Genomic DNA, 18,822 nt, shown 5'->3' on the forward strand with positions numbered 1-18,822 from the left:
GTCCAACCTATGAGATTGCGAAACGTGATGATGAAAAGGCTGCTGCCGTTTGTCCTGCTTGCCGGTGCGATGAGCCCGTTCGCCTTTGCGGCGCCGCCGGCATTGCCGCTGGACGACCGCCAGGCGCTGATCGAAGCCCTGCTCGAACGTATGACCCTGGCGGAGAAGATCGGCCAGCTGCGCCTGATCAGCATCGGTGGCGACATGCCGCGCGAACGAATCGCCGAGGAAATCTCCGCCGGACGTATCGGCGCCACCTTCAATTCCGTCACCCGCGCCGATAACCGCCCGATGCAGGATGCCGCGCTGCGCAGTCGTCTGGGCATCCCGATCTTCTTCGCCTATGACGTCATTCACGGCCACCGCACCATCTTCCCGATCAGCCTGGCCCTGGCGTCCAGCTGGGACCTCGAGGCGATTGCCCTGAGCGGTCGCGTATCGGCCATCGAAGCCAGCGCCGATGGCCTGGACCTGACCTTTGCGCCGATGGTCGACATCACCCGTGATCCACGCTGGGGGCGGACCTCGGAAGGCTTCGGCGAAGATCCCTACCTGGTCTCGCAGATTGCCGGCACGCTGGTGCGCGCCTATCAGGGCGAGCGTCTCTCCGCTGCAGACAGCGTGATGGCCAGCGTCAAGCACTTCGCCCTGTATGGCGCTGTGGAAGGCGGCCGCGACTACAACGTGGTCGATATGAGCCCGCAGCGCATGCATCAGGATTATCTGCCGCCATACCGTGCGGCGGTGGACGCCGGCGCTGGCGGCGTGATGGTGGCGCTGAATACCGTCAACGGCATGCCGGCCAGTGCCAACCGCTGGCTGTTGCGTGATCTACTGCGGGATGACTGGGGCTTCCGCGGGCTGAGCATCAGCGATCACGGCGCAATCGACGAACTGCTGCGCCACGGTGTGGCTCGCGATGGTCGCGAGGCCGCGCGCCTGGCGATCGAGGCGGGCATCGACCTGAGCATGCACGACTCGCTTTACTTGCAGGAACTGCCGGGGCTGGTCGAGCGCGGCGAGGTGCCGATCGAGCTGATCGACCAGGCCGTGGGCCGGGTGCTCGGCGCCAAGTACGACCTCGGGCTGTTCCATGATCCCTATCGCCGCATCGGCCAGGAAGCGGACGACCCGGTCGAGGTCAATGCCGAAAGCCGCCTGCATCGCCAGGCGGCGAGGCGAGTGGCGCGCGATTCGCTGGTCCTGCTGGAGAACCGCGAGCAGACGCTGCCATTGCGCAAGAACGCGACCATTGCGCTGGTCGGGCCGCTGGCCGATTCCCACGTCGACATGCTCGGCAGCTGGTCGGCCGCCGGGGTCGCGGCGCAGACGGTGACCCTGCGCCAGGGGCTGGAAGCCGCTGTCGGCAAGGGTGGCCAGATCATCCATGCCCGCGGAGCGAACGTCACCGACGATGTCGGCATGATCAAGTACCTGAACTTCCTCAACTGGGACCGCCCGGAAGTCTCGCTGGACCCGCGCACGCCGCAGGCGATGATCGACGAGGCGGTACGCGCCGCGCGCGAGGCCGATGTCATCGTTGCCGCAGTGGGCGAAGCGCGAGGCATGTCCCACGAATCGTCCAGCCGCACCAGCCTTGCGCTGCCAGCCAGCCAGCAGGCGTTGCTCGAAGCACTGGTCGCCACCGGCAAACCGTTGGTGGTGGTGCTGATGAACGGGCGGCCGTTGCAGCTTGGCTGGGTCAAGGAGCACGCCGATGCGGTGTTGGAAACCTGGTTCGCCGGCACCGAGGGCGGCCATGCCATCGCCGATGTGCTGTTCGGCGCGCACAACCCGTCCGGCAAGCTGCCGATCTCCTTCCCACGCTCGGTCGGCCAGATCCCGACCTATTACAACCACCCGCGGTTGGGCCGTCCCTATGTCGAAGGGCGCCCAGGCAACTACACCTCGCAGTATTTCGAGGAGCCCAACGGTGCGCTTTACCCCTTCGGTTATGGCCTGAGCTACACCGATTTCGAGCTGTCAAAACCGCAGCTTTCACGCCGCACGCTGAACCGGGGGCAGAAGCTGGAGGTCAGCGTAACGGTGAAGAACACAGGCGCGCGAGCCGGCGCAACGGTGGTGCAGCTTTATCTGCAGGATCTGGTCGGCTCCAGCGTTCGCCCGGTCAAGGAACTCAAGGGCTTCCGGAAGCTCATGCTGGAGCCTGGTGAGACGCAGCCGGTGCGCTTCGTGCTCGGCGAGGAGGATCTGAAGTTCTATGACGCGCGACTCGACCATGTGGCAGAGCCAGGCGAGTTCGAAGTCCAGCTGGGGCTCGATTCACAGTCGGTGCTCAGCGAGCGTTTTGAATTGTTGTAAGAAATATCCTGTATGCAGCGTGCCTGCCGGTGCGTTTGTTGGCGCAACGGTGTGACCGGCTAGGCTGTATGCAGCCAAACCACAGCGAAGCAGAGCGGACTCTGCACAAACCTGTAATTCGGAGGCGGTGTGTTACGCATTTTTCAGTGGAAGACGGGATCGCAGTCGGCCCGCATGCTGGCGGGGCTGGCCGGCGGATTGTGCATGCTGCTGGCCGGCAACGCGCTGGCATTCGGGCTCGATGATGTAGCCGAACGGGCACAGGCGCTGGCTGCCAGCGGTTACGAAGAGCCGGTCAGCAACCTGCCCGCTGAGCTGCGCAAGATGGCATTCGCCGATTACCAGCGGCTGCGCTTCAACCCCGAGCATGCCTACTGGAAGGATGCCGAGACGCCATTCCATCTGCAGTTCTATCACCAGGGCATGCATTTCGACACGCCGGTGCGGATCAACGAAATCACCGCCACGGACGTTCGCGAGATCCGCTACGACCCGGCAATGTTCCAGTTCGATGGCGTCGAGATCGATCCTGCCGCCCTGGAAGGGCTCGGTTTCGCCGGCTTCAAGGTGCTCTATCCGCTGAACAAGAAGGACAAGCAGGACGAGGTGATGACCCTGCTCGGCGCCAGCTACTTCCGCATCATCGGCAAGGGCCAGTGGTACGGGCTGTCCGCGCGTGGGCTGGCGATCGATACGGCACTGCCGGTGGGCGAGGAGTTCCCGCGCTTTCGTGAGTTCTGGGTCGAACGGCCGCAGGCTGATCGGCGCAATCTGGTGATCTACGCGCTGCTCGACTCGCCGCGCGCCACCGGTGCCTATCGCATGGTGCTGACGCCGGGCAAGGACAGCACGCTGGATGTGCAGGCCAAGGTGTATCTCCGCGAGCCGGTCGGCAAGCTCGGTATTGCGCCGCTGACCAGCATGTTTCTGTTCGGCGCCAATCAGCCCAGCGATTCGCTGAACTTCCGGCCACAACTGCATGATTCCGAGGGTCTGGCGATCCATGCCGGCAATGGCGAATGGCTCTGGCGTCCGCTGAACAATCCGAAGCGTCTGGCGGTGAGTGCCTTCAGCGTGGAAAACCCGCGTGGTTTTGGGCTGATGCAGCGCACTCGCGATTTCAACCGCTACGAAGATCTGGACGACCGCTATGAGCTGCGCCCGAGCGGCTGGGTCGAGACCCGTGGCGACTGGGGCAAGGGCCACGTAGAGCTGGTGGAAATCCCGACGCCTGACGAAACCAATGACAATATCGTCGCCTTCTGGTCCCCCGAGAAGCAGCCGGAGCCCGGCCAATCGCTGGATCTGGAGTATCGCCTGCACTTCTCCATGGACGAACCCAGCCTGCACGACCCGAAGCTGGCCTGGGTGCAGCAGACCCGCGTTTCGGCAGGCGACGTCAAGCAGGCCAACCTGATCCGCCAGCCGGACGGCAGTACCGCACTGATCGTGGACTTCGTCGGTCCGGTGCTTGAGCAGCTGGCCGAGGACGCGCCGGTGACCACCCGCGTCAGCATCGACGACAACGCCGAACTGGTGGAAAACAATCTGCGCTACAACACCGTCACCAAGGGCTGGCGCCTGACGTTGCGACTGAAGGTGCGCGACCCTGCGCGACCGGTGGAAATGCGCGCAGCACTGGTCGATGGTGAAAAGACCCTTTCCGAAACCTGGACCTACCAGATTCCTCCCCATGAATGAGCAGGCTGCAATGAACGGCGTGGCTGAAGGCTATTGCGATGGCCTGGCGTTGCAGGACGTCGAAGACCCCGCCAGATATCGGCGGACGGCGGAGCAGGGCGGCCTGCTTGCGCTACACGATGAGCTGTCCGAGGACGTGCGTGAGGGGCGCGGCTCTTCGCGCCGCCTGCTCGATTCGGTGGTGGCGCGGCTACGGCTGGGCTGGGGCGACCTGTTCGACCGCGCCGGGGTGATCGCCGAAGATCATCAGGGGCGCGCCTACGTGCAGTCGACCCCGCCAATCGTGCGTACGCGCATGGTGCCGGAGCCCTGGCACACCAACATCCTGCGCCGTGGCTGGCGTCGAATGCTGGGTCGCACGCCGCCTCGCCGGCAGTTCGAGCCCAGCCCGCAGCCGCTCGATGAAGCGCGCTGGCGGCGCGTGGCGGCCCTGCGTCGCTCGGCTCTGCTGTTGCTGATGCTGGGCCAGACTGCCTTCGCTACCTGGCAGATGAAGGCGGTGCTGCCTTACCAGGGCTGGTTCCTGGTGGACCTGCAGGACGTCTATGTGCAGCCGCTGGCCGAGTCGGCACGGCAGATCCTGCCGTATGTGGTGCAGACCAGCATCCTGCTGCTCTTCGCGCTGCTGTTCTGCTGGGTATCGGTAGGCTTCTGGACGGCGCTGATGGGCTTCTTCCAGCTGTTGCGCGGCAAGGATCGTTACAGCATCTCCGCCAGCAGCACCGGCACCGAAACGATTCCGGCCGAGGCGCGCACGGCGCTGGTGATGCCGATCGCCAACGAGGACGTGCCGCGGGTGTTCGCTGGCCTGCGGGCGACCTACGAGTCGCTCAAGGCGACCGGTGAGCTGGAGCACTTCGACATCTTCGTGCTCAGCGACAGCAACGACCCGGATACCTGCGTCGCCGAACAGAAAGCTTGGGTCGAGCTGTGCCGGGCGGTGGATGGCTTCGGCCACATCTTCTATCGCCGTCGCCGGCGTCGGGTGAAGCGCAAGAGCGGCAATATCGACGACTTCTGCCGTCGCTGGGGCAGCAGCTACCGCTACATGGTGGTGCTGGACGCCGACAGCGTCATGAGCGGTGAATGCCTGACCAGTCTGGTGCGGCTGATGGAAGCCAACCCCAACGCCGGCATCATCCAGAGTGCGCCCAAGGCTTCCGGCATGGACACCCTCTATGCGCGGATGCAGCAGTTCGCCACGCGCGTCTATGGTCCGCTGTTCACCGCCGGGCTCAACTTCTGGCAGCTGGGCGAATCGCATTATTGGGGCCATAACGCGATCATCCGGGTCAAACCCTTCATCGAGCATTGCGCGCTGGCGCCGCTGCCGGGAACCGGCTCCTTTGCCGGTGCGATCCTTTCCCATGACTTCGTCGAAGCGGCGCTGATGCGCCGGGCCGGGTGGGGTGTGTGGATCGCTTATGACCTGCCGGGAAGCTATGAGGCGCTGCCGCCCAACCTGCTCGACGAGCTCAAGCGGGACCGGCGCTGGTGTCACGGCAACCTGATGAACTTCCGCCTGTTCATGGTTCGCGGCGTGCATACGGTGCATCGCCTGGTGTTCCTCACCGGCGTGATGTCCTACTTGTCCGCGCCGTTGTGGTTCCTCTTCCTGCTGCTATCCACCGGTCTGCTGGCGATCCATACGCTGATGGAGCCGGAGTATTTCCTGCAGCCCAACCAGCTCTATCCGTTGTGGCCACGCTGGCATCCGGAAGAAGCCATCGCGCTGTTCTCGGCGACCATGACCCTGCTGTTCCTGCCCAAACTGCTCAGCGTGCTGCTGATCTGCATCCAGGGCGCGCAAGCCTACGGTGGACGGCTGCGGCTGCTGTTGTCGATGCTGATCGAGACGCTGTTCTCGGTGCTGCTGGCGCCGGTGCGCATGCTATTCCATAGCGTGTTCGTTACCGCGGCGTTCCTCGGCTGGTCGGTGCAATGGAATTCGCCGCAACGTGGCGATGACGCCACGCCCTGGGGCGAGGCATTGCGCCGGCACGGCTCGCAGATCGTCATCGGGGTGCTGTGGACGGCGCTGGTGGCCTGGCTGGATGCGGCCTTCCTCTGGTGGCTGGCGCCCATTGTGGTGTCGCTGATGCTCTCGGCACCGGTTTCGGTGATTACCAGCCGCACCGGTCTCGGCCTGGCGGCGCGGCGGCGCCAGCTGTTCCTGATCCCGGAGGAATACGCGCCGCCCACCGAGCTCGCCAACACCGACCTCTATCAGCAGCAGAACCAGGCCAATGCCTTGCGTGAAGGCTTCCTCGTCGCGGTGGTCGACCCGCTGTACAACGCCCTGGTTTGCGCCATGGCGCGGGCACGGCATGCCAAGGTGGTGCCGGCTGCAGATCACCTACGTGAGCAGCGTCTTGCAGAAGTGCTCGCGGCCGGACCTTCAGGCGAAAAAGCCGAAGCGGCGCGCTGGCGGCTGCTCAACGACCCGGACGGAATGGCGCTGTTGCACCAATACGCCTGGGATGACCCGGCCGGCGCGACCTGGCTTGCCCGTTACCGCAAGCAGTACCCGCACGGGGTGTCGCGTGGGCAACTGACCGAGCCTCGCTAAGCTGTCTGTCCATGCGGCTCGCTTGGGGCCGCATGGACGTTCTGCTCAATCGTCGCGGGTGAGCACTTCGAGCAGCTCGATCTCGAAATGCAGGTCGGAATTCGGTGGAATGTGTGCACCAACCTGGCGCTCGCCGTAGCCCAAGTGCGCCGGCACGAATAGCCTGCGTTTGCCGCCGACCTTCATACCCATCAAACCGATATCCCAGCCCTTGATTACCCGGCCGGTGCCTATCACGCACTGGAAGGGCTTGCCGCGCGCGTAGAACTGTCGAACTCGGAACCATCGCTGAGCGTGCCGCGGTACTGGGTCGTGATCAGCGCACCCTTGACGATCTCTTTGCCCTCGCCGAGCTGGATATCCTCGATTTGCAGTTCTTCGCTCATTCGCACTTTCCTGTACAGGTTGCCAAGGCGCCGTTTTTGGCAGGTTCGTGCAGCGTAGGCAAGTACTGCTGGGGCGCTGTTGGCGCGGAGCGGATATCGCGATACTCGTGGAAGCCTAAATATCGAATAGATCGATAATTATTGGCGGAAAATTGCGCACATCATCGATCTGAGTGGATGGATCATCCGCATCACAGATTTTGGCCAGCCACTGGCGGCCACTTCCACTTCGGAGGCTCAGATGATCGAACGACGTTCCTATGCAGAGCTTGGCGCTGCTCAGCATGGCTGGCTGAACGCCCGCCACCATTTTTCCTTCGCGGGTTATCACGACGCCGAGCGTATGCGCTGGGGCCGTCTGCGCGTATGGAACGACGACAGCATCGCGCCGCAGTCGGGCTTCGAGCCGCATTCGCACCGGGACATGGAAATCATCACCTATGTCCGCCAGGGCGCCATCACCCATGAAGACAGCCTCGGCAACCGCGGCCGTACCGTCGCCGGCGATGTGCAGGTGATGAGCGCCGGCACCGGCATCGTGCATAGCGAGTACAACCTGGAGGATGTGGAAACCCGCATTTTCCAGATCTGGATTCATCCGCAGCAGACCGGCCTGCCGCCGGCCTGGGGCACTCGCCAGTTCCCCACCGGCGAGCGCGCCGGCGCCTTCGTCACGCTCGCTAGTGGCCTGCCCGGCGATGACGAGGCGCTGCCGATTCGTGCCGAGGCCAGGCTGGCAGCGGCTACGCTTGCTGCAGGGCAGAGCACCGACTACGAGATCGCTGACGGGCGCCGCGTGTATCTGGTGCCTGCCAGTGGCCGTATCGAGGTCAACGGGCTCGAAGTTGCCGCAGGCGATGGCGTTGCCGTGCGCGACGAGGCGCGGCTGACCATCAGAGCAGTGGAAAAAAGCGAAATCGTCCTGGTCGAGTCGCGCTGACGCATCGCGTCGGAACGACCCGCCTGCGGCGTTATCACAGTCAGAACCTTATTCAGACCACCCACCGAAAGAGGAAATAAAGATGGCGAAGATTCTCGTGCTCTATCACTCGATGTACGGCCACATCGAAACCATGGCCAATGCCGTGGCCGAAGGTGCCCGCCGTGTCCCAGGTGCCGAGGTGACCATCAAGCGCGTCCCGGAAACCATGCCCGAAGATGCCTTCCGCAATGCCGGCGGCAAGGTCGATCAGGCGGCTGACATCGCCGATCCGAACGAGCTGCCGAACTACGATGCGATCATCTTCGGTACGCCGACCCGCTTCGGCAACATGTCCGGGCAGATGCGCAACTTCCTCGACCGCACCGGCGGCCTGTGGGCCAAGGGCGCGCTGCACGGCAAGGTCGCCAGTGTGTTCGCCTCGACCGGCACCGGCGGCGGTCAGGAGATGACCATCACCTCGACCTGGACCACCCTGGCGCACCACGGCATGGTCATCGTGCCGACCGGTTATGGCATCAGCGAGTTCTTCGACATCTCCGCAACCAACGGCGGCACGCCCTATGGCGCCACGACCATCGCCGGCGGCGACGGCTCGCGTCAGCCTTCGGAGAAGGAACTGACCATCGCGCGATACCAGGGCGAGCACGTGGCGAAGATCACCAGCAAACTGGTGGGCTGACCGCTTTAGCTGTGCCTACGCTGGGCCCCGTCCGGGTCCAGCAGCAGGCCGTACATCAGTTCGTCGACGAAGCGGTCGTCGCTGCTGCGCTTGTAAGCGGCGCGCTGCGTGCCTTCGTAGACGAAACCGAAGCGCTCGTAGAAGGCAATCGCCCGCGGGTTGTCCGCTTCCACCGTCAATTCCACACGACGAATGCCGCTGGCGGCCAGCTTGCCGAGGGCTTCCTGCATCATCCGCCGCGCCAGGCCGCTGCCCCTGACCTCGGGCGCGACGGCCAGGGTGCCGAGGTATGCCACATGGGCGGCACGGCCCAGATGGCGCTGCACCTTGTAGAAACCCTGCACCACGCCGTGGTCTTCGAAGACATAGAAGCTGGCGCTTTCGAACAACGGCTCGAAAACCTTGCCGAAGTGCTCACGCGGCATGGGATCGAAGCCCAGGTAGGGCACCACGTCCGGGTGCATGTAAATGTCATAGACCCGTTGCTGATCGGCGGGCGTGGCAAGGCGGCGCATGGGATTCTCCGGTTTGGGGCGGGCCCAGCATAGCCGGGTTGCGGAAGAAACTGCCCTGCATCAGTCACCGCGCGGCGATTGAGGTGATAATGGCCGCCGTTCATCTTTTGCCTCAGCCAAGGACATCGCCCCGTGGTGCTATTCGAGATCGTTCCGCTCAGCCCCGAAACCTATCGCCAGCAGACCCGGCGCAGCACGCTGATCGTCGCGGCGACCTTCGCCGCTCTCGCCATGGGCCTGGCTACCCTGGCCGTGGCGCTGTTCGGTGAGCCCGGTGGCGACAACCTGCGGCTGAACATCATTGGCGTCGTGGCCGGATTGGCGCTGACGATCGGAATCGTTCGGTGGCTGTACTGGCGGCAGCCGTGGATGGCCGCGGCCGTGTACGGCTGGCAGCTCAAGCGCAGCCTGATGCGGGTGACCAACATGATGCATCAGGTCAAGGCAGGTGTGAGTGCGGACGATCCGGACGCGATGAAGCTGCTGCGCTTCTATCACATGGGACTGACGCAGATGCATCGGCTCGATGGCAACTCCCATGGCCTCAGCGAATCGGTGGCCGAGATCGATCGTCACCGCGAAACGATGGAGGCGCTGCACATGGACATCGACCAGCCACGCCTGGAGTCCGCGTGGCTGGAGCGGGTCGGGCAGATCCAGGCGAAGCGCTGAGACGCAAGGGGCGGTTGGGTGAGAGTGTGAGCGGCAGCGCTTCCCTGCGCTGCCGTCGATCGGGTAACCGTGTCGCTGCGCGATTGAGCGGGCGGCGTTACCAGAGTGCCAGGGTGTAGTTGAGGATCACCCGGTTCTCGTCGATAGCGGTCTTGAGGCCGTTCCCCGATCTGAAGCTCAGATTGCGCCACTGCACGCTCAGGCCCTTCAAGGCACCGCTCTGCACGACATAGGTGATGTCGCTGTCGCGCTCCCATTCCTCGCCGCTGCGGCTGAAGTTCGTCCTGGCGTTGCGTCCATCGACGTAGCGGGTCATGAAGGACAACCCGGGCAGGCCCAGCGCGGCAAAGTTGTAGTCATAGCGCAGCTGCCAGGAGTCCTGGTCGGCATGGGTGAAGTCATGCAGGGTGACCAGGTTGACGACATAGGCGGCGCCGCCATTGAGCGATGGGAAGCGGCTGTCGCCGGACTGGATCTGCCAGCCGGCACTGACCCTGTGCCCGCCATGGCTGAGACCAACGATGCCGTTGAAGTTGCGGTTGTCGATTTCGCCGGCACGCTCTTCGCCATCGCCGCGGCTGTCGAAGTAGCGCAGGTCGGTGCGCAGGCTGAAGCCGTTGCCCAGCGACGTGTTATGGACCAGCCCGACGAACTGCTGGCGGTAGATATTTTCCAGATTGCCGTAGTAATAGCTGACTGCCAGTTGTGGGTTGATCGCGTAGCTGCCGCCGGCAAAGTCGAAGGCGTCACTGATGGCGCTGCCGAAACCGATCTTTTCTCGCGCCGAGGAGTCGCGCGGATTGGCCTGAGTGAGCCGTCCGCCATCGAACGTCAGGCCGTCCAGCGCCTGTGAGGTCAGCATGCCGCCCTGGAATGTCGAAGGCAGCAGGCGGGTGTCGTTGAAGATCACCACGGGAAGCCAGGGCTGCAGGGTGCCCAGGCGCAGCACATTCTGGTCGACGCGCAGCTTCGCCGTCAGGCCCAGTTCGCTGTATTCATCGACCGGCTCCTTGCTGGTCGGACCGAACGGCAACAGGCCGGTGCCGCGGCGATCGCTGCTGGAATCCAGCTTCACGCCCAGCTCGCCGATGGCGTCCAGCCCAAGGCCAATCGGCCCCTCGGTGAAACCGGATTCGAAGCGGGTAACGAAACCCTGCGCCCATTCGGCGGCCTTGGCCTGTTTGGCGCCATCCTGGCGAAAATCACGGTTCAGGTAGTAGTTGCGCAGCTGCAGGCTGGCCTTGCTGTCGTCGATGAAGTCGGCCATCACGGCAGGTGCGGTGAGCAGGCAGGGCGCGCCCAGCAGGCAGGCGAGGGCGCGCGAGCCAACGGATTGGATGCGGTTCATTGTTGTTATTCCCGGTTGAGGTTGAAGCTGTTTGTTGTGCGGGCTTGCTGGCAGCGTTGCCCGTCTGGCGGCGCCGGCAGTTTCAGCGACCTGCCGGCTGTTCCCTTTGTTGCGGGTGGCTGCGACGGGCGCCTCGGAATCCGCCGCGGCCTCCCTTGGTTCGATCAGACGCCTTGAGCAACCACTCGGTTGAGCGTGCCGGTCGGTTGTGCGGCCGCTTTGAGCGGGCTGCTCTCGTCGACCACAGCGAGGTGCGCCTCGTGGGTGCGGTCGATGAGGAAGAACGAGCCGATCAGGCCCAGCGTCACCGCGAAGAGCACGTAGAACACCGGCGCAATGGCCATGCCGGTGTTCTGGATCAGCCAGGTCACGATGAACTGGGCGAAGCCGCCGAAGATCATCACTGCAAGGTTGTAGGCCAGTGCCAGGCCGGTCGAGCGCACGCCAGCAGGGAACTGTTCGGCCACGGCGGCAGAGAAGGGGCCGAAGAACACGGCGAGCAGCGAGCAGAGGATCAGCTGCATGGTCAGCAGACGGCCGAACGAGGGCGCTGCATGAATCCAGCTGAACAGCGGATAGAGGGCGACCAGCAGGCCCAGCGTGGCGACGATCATCAGCAGCTTGCGGCCGACCCGGTCGGATAGCGCACCGAATACCGGCATCAGCAGCGTCAGTACCGCGACGGCGACGACCTGAGCGGTGAAGGCGTCCTTCAGTTGCATGCCCAGCTGGCGGTTGGCGAAGGTCGGCATGTAGACCAGGATCACGTAGAAGGCCACGGTGCCGCAGACCGTCAACGCCATCACGGTGACCACCTGACGCAGGTGCGAGCGCAGCATGCGGGCCAGTGACTGCTTCTCCTTCGGTGCCTGGCGGGCCTCGAGGAAGGCCTCGGTTTCCGACAGATTGCGTCGCATCCATAGACCGACCGGGCCGATGATCAGACCGATGATGAACGGAATCCGCCAGCCCCAGCTGTCCAGGTCTGCGGGCGACAGGTTGCTGGTCACCAGCGCGGTTACGCCGGCGCCGCAAAATACTGCCAGGCCCTGGCCGAACATCTGCCACGAGCCATACAGGCCACGGCGGTTGGCCGGTGCGCTCTCGATCAGGAACGACGTCGCGCTGGCGAACTCACCGCCAGTGGCGAAGCCTTGCATCAGGCGCGCCAGGACGATGAGCAACGGCGCGGCAATGCCGATCGCGGCGAACGGCGGAGCGAAGGCGATCATCGCGATGGAGAGCGTCATCAGGCTGATGATCAGCTGCAGCGCGGCCTTGCGGCCCTTGCGGTCGGCATAGATGCCGAGCAGCACGCCGCCGATCGGGCGCATGAAAAAGCCCACACCGAAGGTGGCGGTTGCCATCAGCAGGGCGCTGTATTCGCTTTCGGCGGGAAAGAACAGCCGTGAAATCACCACGGCGAGGAAGCCGAAGACGATGAAGTCGTACCATTCCAGTGCGTTGCCGATGACGGCTGCAAGAACCTGATTCTTGCGGGGTGCTGCGGTTGAATTGCTCATGCTGTCGTGTCCTGCTTGTTGTTATGCCACGTCGCGGAACGATCTCAGCAGCCGAAGAACCGGCTGCCGAGCGTCAGCCAGAAGGCTGCGCCCGGCGCCAGGCAGGCATCATTGAAATCGTAGTGAGGGTTGTGCACGCTGCAAGGCCCAAGGTGTTCTCCACCACCGAAGCCGTTGTCGCCGTTGCCGATCAGCAGGTAACAACCCGGTACCTGCTGCAAGATGAAAGCGAAGTCTTCGCTGCCGCTGATGGGCGCACCATCGACCTCCACCCGCTCATCACCCACCAGCGCGCGCGCCGCTTCGACCGCCAGGCGCGTCTCGCGCGCACTGTTGATCAGCACCGGGTAGCCGCGCTCGTAGAGCACCTCGCAGGTGACGCCAAAAGCCGCGGCCTGTCCTTCGACGAGCGCGCGGATGCGCATTTCGAGCAGGTCGCGAACGTCCGGGCGCAGGGCGCGCACGCTGAGCTCCATCTCGGCGGTTTCGGGAATCACGTTGTAGGTGTTGCCAGCAGCGATGCGCCCGACGCTGATCACTGCCGCGTCGACCGGATCGACGTTGCGCCCGACGATGCTTTGCAAGGCGAGCACGGTGGCCGCTGCGGGCAGCATCGGGTCGATTGCCATATGCGGCAGCGCACCATGCCCGCCCTTGCCGTTGAAGCGAATCACTACCCGGTCGGAGGAAGCCATGAACGGCCCTTCGCGAAAGCGGAAGTGGCCGGTCGGGATGCCCGGATAGTTGTGCATGGCGAAGACCGCATCGCAGGGGAAGCGCTCGAGCAGGCCCTCGTCGAGCATGCGTCGCGCACCGCCGCTGCCCCCCAGTTCCTCGGCCGGCTGGAAGATCAGCGTGAGCGTGCCGCTGGCACCCAGAAGCCCTTCGCGCTGCATGAGCGCGAAGCTTTGCGCCGCGCCCAGCAGGATCGAGGTGTGTCCGTCATGGCCGCAGGCGTGCATCTGGCCGGGTGTGCGGCTTGCCCAGGGCAGGCCGGTGAGTTCCTGCACCGGCAGTGCATCCATGTCGGCGCGCAGCCCCAGTCGCGGTTGCCCGTCGCCCCAGCGCAGGGTGCCGACCACCCCCGTGGTGGCGATGCCGGTGTGCACCTCATAGCCCCACGTTTCGAGGCAGTCGGCGACCAGCCGGCTGGTGGCGAATTCGGCGAAACCGAGCTCGGGGTTCTGATGAATGGCGTGCCTCCACGTTTTCATGGCGGCTTCGTCGGGCTGGAAAAGGTCTGAAGTATTCATGTGCCGATCATAGGATTTGTGGTGATCGGCGGAAGGCAGTATTTTCGCCTCAGTGACAACCATGAGGAATCACCTGCCCGATGAAAGACCACCAGCTCAAAGCGCTCATACAGGTCGCCGAATCCGGTTCGATCCGTGCCGCGGCACGGGCGATGAACCTCAGTCAGAGCGCGCTGACCAAGGCGTTGCGTGAGCTGGAAGAGGATGTCGGCGCGGAGCTGCTCAGGCGCAGCTACAAGGGCATCGGCTTCACCCCGGCCGGGGATGCGCTGCTGGTGCGCGCGCGCCTGGCACAGGCGACACTGGACAAGGCCCGTGAGGAGATTCGCCAGCTGCGCGGCGGCGCTGGTGCGCGTATCGCCATCGCGCTGACGCCGCTCGTGGCCGCGACCATCCTGCCGCCGATTCTCACGGAGTTTCGCCGCGTCCAGCCCGATGCGGCGCTGAGCCTGGAAGAAGGGCTGCTGACCTATGTACTGCCGGGCCTTCTGGAAGGCCGCCTGGATTTCGCGGTTGCGCTGGCCAGCCCGAGCGATCTGCCCCACGAGATCGTTTTCGAGCCCCTGGTGCAAGCGCATGCCGTGCCGACCGGCCGTCTCGGCCATCCGCTGGCCCATGCGCGTAGCTGGGACGAACTCAAGGACGCCAGCTGGGTGCTCAATCTCACCGATGGCAGCCTGGGCAATCATCTGCTGCGCTGGCTGGGCAGCCAGGGCATCGAGGCACCGAAGAACATCGTCCGCTGTTCGTCGCTAACCCTGATGCTCGAGCTGATGAGACGTACCGATTACATCGGCTTCGGGCCGACGGCACTGCTCAGCGACTCGCTGTTTGCGGTGGGTTTGCAGCAGTTCGAAGTAGCCCCGGTTCCCGGCCCGATGACGCTGGGGATTCTCAGCCTGCGAGGCGTTCCGCTGGGCAGCTCGGCGCAGGTGCTGGCCCGCCTTTTTGCGCGGCGGCTGCGCAAGTAGGGGCATTGCCGCTCGCCCGGCGGGCCCTGGTCAATGCACGTGGCGGCTGCCATCCGGGTGATGGTGCACATTGTCCTGCGCTTCCGGCTTCTTCGGGGCATGGTCGTCGTGCGCACCGTGGTGATCGTCTCCGGCTGAGGCTGATCCCTGGGGCATGCCAGGAGCGGAATGCTGGCCGCTGTGATCATGCATGTCCGACTCGCCGCCGCCGTGTTGGTGACCATCGCTGGATGCGACCAGTGACCGATACTGCGCCGCATCCAGCTGTGGCAGGCGTTCGATGAAGGCGACCATACCCCAGATGTAATCGTCGCTCATGCTCTTGCCCCAGGCCGGCATGCCGCTGGCTTTGATGCCGTGCTTGATGACCCAGAAGGTCGCGGCCGGATCACCGCCGGTGCCGCGCTCCGCCAGGTTGGGTGGGGCAGGGTAGAGGCTTTGACTGAGCTCGGTGGAGCCCATTTCCGGTGCCAGATGGCAGCCGATGCACATTGCGTGATAGTTGCCCGCACCGGAGCGGATCAGCGCGTCATCCTCAAGGCTGGGTACCTCGATGTCGCGCGCGCGTACGGCAATCGAGCGGTCCCGGGTGATCTCCAGCAGAGACTCGACCACCTGAGAGTGCGGCTCGTCGGCGGCGACGTTGATGATGCCCGAGTACAGCACCCCGGCACCGGCGACAGCCAGAACGGCGCCGGTCAGCGCCAGGGTCTTGATTGTTGTTGTCATGGGTCAGGGTACTCAGAACCAGAAGCGGATGCCGGCTACCAGGCGGGTGTCGCTGACATCCTCGTCATCGGCACGCAGCATGTCGGCGGTATTGCCGTAGGCACGGTTCCAGGTCACGCCGATGTAGGGTGCGAACTGCCGGCTGATCTCATAGCGCAGGCGCAGGCCGACGCCGGCATCGCTGAAGCCGGAACCGACACCGCGGGCCTCGTCGTTACGCCCGTGCAGATTGATTTCCGCAGTTGGTTGCAGCACCCAGCGCTGGGTCAGCAGGATGTCGTACTCGGCCTCCAGACGCAGGGCGCTCTGGCCGCCCTCGCCGAGAAAGGCCGTCGCCTCGGTTTCCAGGCCGAACAGCGGCATGCCCTGCACGCCGAAGGCGGCCCAGGTCTGCGGCGAACCGGGCTTGAAGTCCTGGCGCACACCGGCGACGGTTTCCCACCAGGGGCCGATGGCATGGCTCCAGAGCAGCTGCAGCTCGGCTTCCTCGGTGTGGCCATTGGTCCGTTCGCCCTCGGAGCGGAACGCCAGACGGTCGATGTCGCCACCGACCCAGCCGGAGATATCCCAGGCCAGCGCGCTGCCTTCATCGGCGTCCTGCCATTCCAGCTGGTCGGCAAGGAACAGGAAATTGGTCCCACCCTGGTGCATGTGATGTGGCGGCAGGTTTGGGAAGGCGGCGGCGCGATCGGCGTCGCTGATCGTTGGCACTGGCGAGCGCGATTCCTCGCCTGGCGCAATGCCGCTAGCAGGCGGATGCGCCATGGAGCCATGATCCATGCTGCCGTGATCCATGGCACCGTGGTCCATCTGGCCATGGTCCATGCTCCGGTGGTCCATCTGCCCGTGATCCATCTGCCCATGGTCTGCGGGTGCGGCGTGGCCGGCATGAGCGGAGTGGTCCATGCCCTGCTGCGCCTGGCTTGTGGTGGCGATCAGGCTCAGCGCGATGGCAATGGGCAGTGGCTTAATGATCATGCGGGTTGCCCTGCCCGGCATCCTTGGGCATGTCCTTGTTCATCTGCCCGTTGCCCATGCTGCCGTGGTCCATCATCTTGCCGTCGCCCATGTGCTCCTTGTGCATCTGCATCATCTTGTCGTGATCCATGCCCTGCATCATGCCGCCCTGGGCTCCACCTTGCGGTGCGGGCTGCGTGGCTGGCGGTGCGGCCTGTTCGGCCGGAGCATTTTCGGGGTGATGGCCGTCGTGTTCGCTTTGCTGCGCGTAGGCAGCGTTGAGGCCGAATATTGCGGCCAGGCCGAAGGTGAGCAGGGCGCTGCGCTGGATGGTTTTCATGGGTTTCTCCGTCATTCTTCTACGCGGACTTCACGGAACATTCCGAGGTCCATGTGCATCAGCATGTGGCAATGGTAGGCCCAGCGACCGAGGGCGTCGGCGCTGACCCGGTAGCTGCGTTTCGAGCCCGGCGGCATGTCGATGGTGTGCTTGCGCACCAGGAACTTGCCGTTCTCGTCCTCCAGATCGCTCCACAGCCCGTGCAGGTGGATGGGGTGGTGCATCATGGTGTCGTTGACCAGCACGAAGCGCACCCGCTCGCCGTACTTGAGACGGATCGGCTCGGCGTCGGCGAAGGGAATGCCGTCGAACGACCAGGAAAAGCGCTCCATGTGGCCGGTCAGGTGCAGCTCGATGGTGCGCGACGGCTCGCGGCCGTCCGGATCGGGGAAGGTACTGCGCAGATCGGCGTAGGTCAGTACGCGCCGGCCGTTGTCGCGCAGGCCAATACCCGGGTCGTCCAGCTTGGGTATCGGCATCATGGTCTGCATGTCCACCAGCGGATTGTTGGTCTCGCTGGCCGGATGTGCCTGCATCCCGGAGTCGGCAGCGCTGCCGTGCCCCATGGCGGTGTGGTTCATCTGGCCATGGTCCATCGCCCCATGCCCGGCATGGGCGTCGTGGTCCTGCGCGGGTGCCGCTGCGGCCTGGCCATGGGCGGAGTGATCGCCATGGCCCATGTCGTCCATGGTCAGTTCGGGACGTGGATCGGGCTGGGGCACCGCGGCAGACAATCCTTCGCGCACGGCCAGGGTGCCGCGTGCGTAGCCGCTGCGGTCCATGGCCTGGGCGAACAGCGTGTAGGCGTCCTGGCTGCCATCCGGCTCGACGATCACGTCGAGGGTTTCCGCTACCGCCAGGCGCACCTCGTCGACCTGCACCGGCTCGACGTTCTGGCCGTCGGCGGCGACCACGGTGAGCTTGATGCCGGGGATGCGGAAGTCGAAGTAGCTCATCGCCGAGCCGTTGATCAGGCGCAGGCGGATACGCTCGCCCGGCTGGAACACTCCGGTCCAGTTGCCGTCAGGAGCCTGGCCGTTGAGCAGATAGGTGTAGGTGGCGCCGCTGATGTCGGCCAGATCGGTCGGCGACATGTTCATCTTCGCCCAGGCCCAGCGGTCACTGAAGGTTTCACGCCAGCCCTTGTCGGCGACATCGTTGATGAAGTCGCCAAGGGTACGGCGGCCCTGGTTGTAGTAGTCGGCCTGCTTCTTCAGCTTGGCCAGCACGCGTGCGGGGCTCTCGTCTGTCCAGTCGGAGAGGAATACCACGTAATCGCGCTCGTAACTGAACGGCTCCGGCTCCTTCGGATCGATGATCAGCGGGCCGTAGACGCCGAGCTGCTCCTGAAAGCCGGAATGGCTGTGGTACCAGTAGGTACCGCTCTGGATCACCTTGAAGCGGTACTCGTACATGCCGTCCGGTGCAATGCCGGAGAAACTGAAGCCGGGTACGCCGTCCATGTTGGCCGGCAACAGGATGCCGTGCCAGTGGATCGAGGTGTCCTGCGGCAGGCGGTTACGCACGCGCAGGGTCACGGTGTCGCCTTCGCGCCAGCGCAGCAGCGGGCCGGGAATGCTGCCGTTGATGGCCATGGCAGTGCGGCGTTTGCCGGTGAAATCCACGCTCATGGAGTCGATGGTCAGGTCGAATTCACTGCCGCTGAGAACCGTCGGTTGGCCAGGGCTGGTAAGCGCCCAGACGGGCTGGCGCCAGAGCCCGAGGCCGGCGAAGGCACCGCCGGCAGCCAGGCTTTTGACGAAGGTGCGCCTAGAGCTGATCAATTGCATGCTGGTCCTGTTGGTTGATGGCCATTCGGAGCGGGCGCACCGGTACGCTGAAAGGGTGCGTCACAATGTCATCTTAGTGAGACCGTGCTGACTCCAGGCTGAGCGGAAGATTACGATTTTGTAA

Annotated in this window: 15 protein-coding genes and 1 pseudogene; 7 read left to right on the forward strand and 9 right to left on the reverse strand. The window is 64.6% G+C overall.

The window, feature by feature from the left end:
- Positions 1 to 30: 30 nt before the first annotated feature.
- The 3 genes from bglX to mdoH all read left to right on the forward strand — a co-directional run bounded on the left by bglX (position 31) and on the right by mdoH (position 6,592).
- Positions 31 to 2,322 (forward strand): beta-glucosidase BglX, encoded by a 2,292-nt coding sequence (gene bglX, locus BHD08_RS07195; RefSeq protein ID WP_125021508.1) that lies wholly within the window; start codon positions 31 to 33, stop codon positions 2,320 to 2,322.
- 174 nt (positions 2,323 to 2,496) lie between these two features.
- A complete protein-coding gene (locus BHD08_RS07200; RefSeq protein WP_041756540.1) occupies positions 2,497 to 4,023 on the forward strand; it encodes a glucan biosynthesis protein G in 1,527 nt (508 codons plus the stop codon).
- Positions 4,024 to 4,033: 10 nt separating this feature from the next.
- Entirely contained in the window at positions 4,034 to 6,592 is a 2,559-nt protein-coding gene (mdoH, locus tag BHD08_RS07205) for a glucans biosynthesis glucosyltransferase MdoH (RefSeq protein ID WP_125021510.1), read from the forward strand.
- Between the two features lie 45 nt (positions 6,593 to 6,637).
- Here the strand turns inward: mdoH and BHD08_RS07210 are convergent.
- Positions 6,638 to 6,978 (reverse strand): annotated as a pseudogene (locus BHD08_RS07210) (FKBP-type peptidyl-prolyl cis-trans isomerase).
- Between the two features lie 241 nt (positions 6,979 to 7,219).
- On the opposite strand from BHD08_RS07210, the gene BHD08_RS07215 reads away from it, so the two are divergent.
- Positions 7,220 to 7,918 carry a pirin-like bicupin family protein gene (locus tag BHD08_RS07215; RefSeq protein ID WP_015276437.1) on the forward strand — a complete coding sequence of 233 codons (699 nt, stop codon included), beginning with the start codon at positions 7,220 to 7,222 and terminating at the stop codon, positions 7,916 to 7,918.
- An 82-nt stretch (positions 7,919 to 8,000) separates the two neighbouring features.
- Positions 8,001 to 8,600, forward strand: a complete 600-nt coding sequence (wrbA, locus tag BHD08_RS07220; protein WP_015276438.1) for an NAD(P)H:quinone oxidoreductase — start codon at positions 8,001 to 8,003, stop codon at positions 8,598 to 8,600.
- A gap of 5 nt (positions 8,601 to 8,605) precedes the next feature.
- Here wrbA and BHD08_RS07225 read toward each other — a convergent pair whose 3' ends face one another.
- Positions 8,606 to 9,115 carry a GNAT family N-acetyltransferase gene (locus BHD08_RS07225; RefSeq protein ID WP_125021306.1) on the reverse strand — a complete coding sequence of 170 codons (510 nt, stop codon included), beginning with the start codon at positions 9,113 to 9,115 and terminating at the stop codon, positions 8,606 to 8,608.
- A 132-nt stretch (positions 9,116 to 9,247) separates the two neighbouring features.
- Here BHD08_RS07225 and BHD08_RS07230 point away from each other — a divergent pair, with 132 nt between their 5' ends.
- Positions 9,248 to 9,787 (forward strand): DUF3087 domain-containing protein, encoded by a 540-nt coding sequence (locus tag BHD08_RS07230; RefSeq protein ID WP_015276440.1) that lies wholly within the window; start codon positions 9,248 to 9,250, stop codon positions 9,785 to 9,787.
- Between the two features lie 97 nt (positions 9,788 to 9,884).
- Here the strand turns inward: BHD08_RS07230 and BHD08_RS07235 are convergent, their stop codons facing one another.
- The 3 genes from BHD08_RS07235 to BHD08_RS07245 all read right to left on the reverse strand — a co-directional run bounded on the left by BHD08_RS07235 (position 9,885) and on the right by BHD08_RS07245 (position 13,872).
- A complete protein-coding gene (locus BHD08_RS07235) occupies positions 9,885 to 11,135 on the reverse strand; it encodes an OprD family porin (protein WP_125021307.1) in 1,251 nt (416 codons plus the stop codon).
- A 164-nt stretch (positions 11,136 to 11,299) separates the two neighbouring features.
- Positions 11,300 to 12,658 (reverse strand): MFS transporter, encoded by a 1,359-nt coding sequence (locus tag BHD08_RS07240; RefSeq protein WP_125021308.1) that lies wholly within the window; start codon positions 12,656 to 12,658, stop codon positions 11,300 to 11,302.
- Between the two features lie 44 nt (positions 12,659 to 12,702).
- Entirely contained in the window at positions 12,703 to 13,872 is a 1,170-nt protein-coding gene (locus tag BHD08_RS07245) for a M20 aminoacylase family protein (protein WP_125021309.1), read from the reverse strand.
- A 119-nt stretch (positions 13,873 to 13,991) separates the two neighbouring features.
- Between BHD08_RS07245 and BHD08_RS07250 the strand changes: the two genes are divergently transcribed.
- Positions 13,992 to 14,882 carry a LysR substrate-binding domain-containing protein gene (locus tag BHD08_RS07250; protein ID WP_125021310.1) on the forward strand — a complete coding sequence of 297 codons (891 nt, stop codon included), beginning with the start codon at positions 13,992 to 13,994 and terminating at the stop codon, positions 14,880 to 14,882.
- 30 nt (positions 14,883 to 14,912) lie between these two features.
- On the opposite strand, the gene BHD08_RS07255 is transcribed toward BHD08_RS07250, so the two are convergent.
- The 4 genes from BHD08_RS07255 to BHD08_RS07270 are packed head-to-tail and all read right to left on the reverse strand — an operon-like array spanning position 14,913 to position 18,698.
- The gene (locus BHD08_RS07255) at positions 14,913 to 15,611 is read right to left on the reverse strand and encodes a cytochrome c (RefSeq protein ID WP_125021311.1); all 699 of its coding nucleotides are present in this window, start codon (positions 15,609 to 15,611) and stop codon (positions 14,913 to 14,915) included.
- 12 nt (positions 15,612 to 15,623) lie between these two features.
- Entirely contained in the window at positions 15,624 to 16,589 is a 966-nt protein-coding gene (locus BHD08_RS07260; RefSeq protein ID WP_125021312.1) for a copper resistance protein B, read from the reverse strand.
- Positions 16,579 to 16,908, reverse strand: coding sequence for a hypothetical protein (locus BHD08_RS07265; RefSeq protein WP_125021313.1), 330 nt, complete (start codon positions 16,906 to 16,908; stop codon positions 16,579 to 16,581). The genes BHD08_RS07260 and BHD08_RS07265 overlap by 11 nt, the downstream gene beginning before the upstream one ends.
- Before the next feature lie 11 nt (positions 16,909 to 16,919).
- Positions 16,920 to 18,698, reverse strand: a complete 1,779-nt coding sequence (locus BHD08_RS07270) for a copper resistance system multicopper oxidase (protein ID WP_125021314.1) — start codon at positions 18,696 to 18,698, stop codon at positions 16,920 to 16,922.
- Positions 18,699 to 18,822 lie beyond the last annotated feature (124 nt).

Origin of the sequence: Pseudomonas sp. SCT (genome assembly GCF_003864275.1) — a bacterium.
Taxonomy (GTDB): domain Bacteria; phylum Pseudomonadota; class Gammaproteobacteria; order Pseudomonadales; family Pseudomonadaceae; genus Stutzerimonas; species Stutzerimonas stutzeri_AE.

Bases quoted from the DNA above. Each gene is read 5' to 3' on its own strand.
- bglX (WP_125021508.1), top strand. From the start codon at position 31: ATGAAAAGGCTGCTGCCGTTTGTCCTGCTTGCCGGTGCGATGAGCCCG.
- BHD08_RS07200 (WP_041756540.1), top strand. From the start codon at position 2,497: ATGCTGGCGGGGCTGGCCGGCGGATTGTGCATGCTGCTGGCCGGCAAC.
- mdoH (WP_125021510.1), top strand. From the start codon at position 4,034: ATGAACGGCGTGGCTGAAGGCTATTGCGATGGCCTGGCGTTGCAGGAC.
- BHD08_RS07215 (WP_015276437.1), top strand. From the start codon at position 7,220: ATGATCGAACGACGTTCCTATGCAGAGCTTGGCGCTGCTCAGCATGGC.
- wrbA (WP_015276438.1), top strand. From the start codon at position 8,001: ATGGCGAAGATTCTCGTGCTCTATCACTCGATGTACGGCCACATCGAA.
- BHD08_RS07225 (WP_125021306.1), bottom strand. From the start codon at position 9,115: ATGCGCCGCCTTGCCACGCCCGCCGATCAGCAACGGGTCTATGACATT.
- BHD08_RS07235 (WP_125021307.1), bottom strand. From the start codon at position 11,135: ATGAACCGCATCCAATCCGTTGGCTCGCGCGCCCTCGCCTGCCTGCTG.
- BHD08_RS07240 (WP_125021308.1), bottom strand. From the start codon at position 12,658: ATGAGCAATTCAACCGCAGCACCCCGCAAGAATCAGGTTCTTGCAGCC.
- BHD08_RS07245 (WP_125021309.1), bottom strand. From the start codon at position 13,872: ATGAAAACGTGGAGGCACGCCATTCATCAGAACCCCGAGCTCGGTTTC.
- BHD08_RS07250 (WP_125021310.1), top strand. From the start codon at position 13,992: ATGAAAGACCACCAGCTCAAAGCGCTCATACAGGTCGCCGAATCCGGT.
- BHD08_RS07255 (WP_125021311.1), bottom strand. From the start codon at position 15,611: ATGACAACAACAATCAAGACCCTGGCGCTGACCGGCGCCGTTCTGGCT.
- BHD08_RS07260 (WP_125021312.1), bottom strand. From the start codon at position 16,589: ATGATCATTAAGCCACTGCCCATTGCCATCGCGCTGAGCCTGATCGCC.
- BHD08_RS07265 (WP_125021313.1), bottom strand. From the start codon at position 16,908: ATGAAAACCATCCAGCGCAGCGCCCTGCTCACCTTCGGCCTGGCCGCA.
- BHD08_RS07270 (WP_125021314.1), bottom strand. From the start codon at position 18,698: ATGCAATTGATCAGCTCTAGGCGCACCTTCGTCAAAAGCCTGGCTGCC.